A 2,775-nucleotide genomic window follows, 5' to 3' on the forward strand; every position below is an offset into this window, starting at 1 on the left:
AGCAGCAGGTGGAGCAAATGCGCGCAGGCGACCTGTTCGCTCGGGTGTCGGGCGATGACCTCGTACGTACCCCGTTCGTAAACACCGGTCTCCCACGTCCCGTCGGACGCCTGTCGCAAGAACAGAAAGTCCGTGGGGGTGGGGACCGGTTCGTGAACGCCCTCGATGCGGTAGTAGCTGTCGGCCACTCCCGCCTCGCTCAGCACCGCGTGCAGTTCCCGGCGTTCCACGCTGAGGCTACGAGGCGGCGGACTTGAGGTAGTCATGCTCCAGGAGCCACTTGACGTTCAGCCGCTGCCCCTGGCCCGGATCGAGGAAGACCGCGTCGAGCTTGATCTGCTGACCGCCCCCCGGCTGCTCGAACCACGGGGCGATACTGCCCTGCCACACCCAGAAGGGCTTGGCCACCTTGTAGACGCGGTAGTCGCAAGCGACATCTGCTTCACGGGTGTTGAGGTTCTGCGGCGGCAACGCGCGCTCTGCGTACGCGTCACCAGCAGGTGCCAGGTAGCTGCCGTACTCGGAACCGAAGCGGTCCAGACGCTGGCCCGCGCGCAGCTTGGCCGGTTCCTTGTCGATCTGGCCGTTGACCTGACCGAAGCCGTCATTGGGCGGATACTTCCAGCTGCCGGTGTCGGCGGGCCCTTCCCAGTACTTCTTCAAAAAGGCCTGCGGGGACAGAGTTCCGGTGCGCTTGTACCCCTTCAGAAGCGGGCCCACAGGGGCCAGTCGCCCGTTCGGAAGCCAGCTGGGGCCGAGCCGGGCGTCGCCGCGGAACTCACCCGTGCACGGATCGTGCCGGGCTACGGATACAGGCGTCCGGGCCTCCGGCTTCGCTGAGGCGCTCGCGGCGGGGGCCGTGACCAGCCCGGCAGTGATGCCAAGCACGGCAAGTACGTTGCGCATGCGGTTCATTCAGAAGTCCCCTCGGGTGCTGGCGATCAATCACGATAACTGACAAAGAGTAACCTTTCGCTTACTCAGGGCGTCCATCCTGTGTCGTTTTTGGACACGAAGCAGCGCGGCATCCCGGCCTGGTTCGGGGCGGGCCGGATACAGAGGCGCCTGACGCGCACGGTGTCAGCGGCGTTGGCGACGCCTCCGGCCCGAATGGCTTCCTCAATTCCCCCGGGCGCAAAGTGTGCGGGCTGCGGGCAGTGCGCTGTAGCCGGATCAGGCTCGATCTTGTGGTGACGGTGCAGTCCACAGCCTTGCCCGGGGCTTGGCTGCGCGGCAGAAACACCGTCTCGTGCATCGCGCGTTGCGGCATTCAGAGCTTCGGTCGGCCGGGCCGGCGCCGGTAGGTTGCGGGACGCGCCATATCCTGGCGGAACGGCTTCCGGCGAGTGCATCGCGGATGCGGGAGAAGGGCCGCGCGCGCTTCCTTGTCTTCGCAGGCATCGTCGGCACCCCGAGCTGTTACAGCCTCATCGCCGACTGAGCGCCACAGTGGGTAGGCGGCCTGGTGAAGCCTTGGTCAAGTCAGCGATGGACTCTTCGCTTCACCTCTTCACCCGCCTTGTTGCAAGTGATCCACTCGCCGGTCTCCTTGCCGAGGTCGTATGTCCCCTCGTCCAGCAGGCTGCCGTCGCCACGTCAGCCATGGGTCATGCTGGTGACCGTCCATGCCGGCTCTCTGCTGCAGGAGGCCTCCGCACTCCCGAAATCAGGCCTACTCGCCGTCGAGCCGGCCGGCCTTGCACACGCCCGTTGCTTTCGTCCTGCCGTTACGGAAGGAGAACGTCCATGGCCCATCCCGCTGACCGTCCAGTAGTCGCCCTCACCCGAAAGGGTTCCGTCCTGGAAGTGCTCCTCTGCCATGGCAACAGCGTAGGAATGAACGGCTCCAACAACCCGGCGCCCCATCCCCAGGTCTCCGGGGACGTGACCAACCGTCGTCGGAGCCGGCCGCCGAGATGTGAATTCGCCGGTCTGCGCTCACCAATCAGGACCCCGTCCAAGTCGACTTCCCGGCATGGATCCAGGCCGCCGTGGAATCGGTTCGGAACGCAGGCAGGGCGGCGAGGGTCATCACCTGCAGTGCGGGCGGGCCCGACGCCATCCGCGCCGCATGGGGTCGACTGGCGGGCATTCCCAACACCTCATGGGGTGTCGACCCGCGCAGCAACCTGGTGTCCGTCGACTTATGCGACGTGCGCCCACCGCCGATCGGGTGCCCGGATCGAAAAAGTCGCCGCTGCCCACGGAGACGCGGTGCGGCGATCCGCGTCGGCAGTCGGTTGCCCTCCCGCACATGGCAACTTCCTAGTGCAGCCTCCAGGTGAACTTGCCGCCACCCACCCACCGAACCTCGCTCGGGTCGTCGAGGTCGTGGACCCTGATGCCTGCGGCCGAGGCGGCGTGGAGCACGTCCATCATCGATGTTGCGGCGCTGACGACCTCCCCGTCGATCTCCACAAGTCTGAAGGGCGGATCACCCGGCTGGACTGCCAGCACGGTGATCCGAGGCGTCGAGATACGAGGGCTCGCACTTTCGGTCATGCGTAGATCCGTTCCACGCCACGGTCGGCAGTATGCCCGGGGACCGGATAGGTAACGCGACTCCGCGTGACATCACCCCGGCGGCCGAGCCCGCTGCCTTCGGACCCGTGCTCAGGGAAGTCGCCATCGGGCCATGCGAGCGGCGGCATCCTGGATTCGCGGTTCGTGCCAATCTGAGGCCCGCGCGATTGTTGTGTTTCGACGCACTGTCCTGCCCGAGTTTCCCCGCCAGAACATTGTCGAGGAACGAATCGGTCGGCTTAGACCGACCGG

The 2,775-nt window shown here is 66.2% G+C and carries 3 protein-coding genes; all 3 read right to left on the reverse strand.

The features are described 5' to 3' along the window. On the reverse strand, positions 1-230 hold a 230-nt coding region (locus tag GA0115254_RS34335; RefSeq protein ID WP_093899176.1), incomplete at its 3' end, for a hypothetical protein. A 7-nt stretch (positions 231-237) separates the two neighbouring features. Further along, the gene (locus GA0115254_RS34340) at positions 238-915 is read right to left on the reverse strand and encodes a TNT domain-containing protein (protein WP_093899174.1); all 678 of its coding nucleotides are present in this window, start codon (positions 913-915) and stop codon (positions 238-240) included. A gap of 1,350 nt (positions 916-2,265) precedes the next feature. Next, on the reverse strand, positions 2,266-2,502 hold the full coding sequence (locus GA0115254_RS34345; protein ID WP_093899175.1) for a hypothetical protein: 237 nt from the start codon (positions 2,500-2,502) through the stop codon (positions 2,266-2,268). Positions 2,503-2,775 lie beyond the last annotated feature (273 nt).

The sequence above is a fragment of the Streptomyces sp. Ncost-T10-10d genome, assembly GCF_900091955.1.
Taxonomy (GTDB): domain Bacteria; phylum Actinomycetota; class Actinomycetes; order Streptomycetales; family Streptomycetaceae; genus Streptomyces.

Excerpts from the sequence above, each read along its gene's own strand:
- GA0115254_RS34345 (WP_093899175.1), bottom strand. The coding sequence starts at position 2,502 with ATGACCGAAAGTGCGAGCCCTCGTATCTCGACGCCTCGGATCACCGTG.
- GA0115254_RS34340 (WP_093899174.1), bottom strand. The coding sequence starts at position 915 with ATGAACCGCATGCGCAACGTACTTGCCGTGCTTGGCATCACTGCCGGG.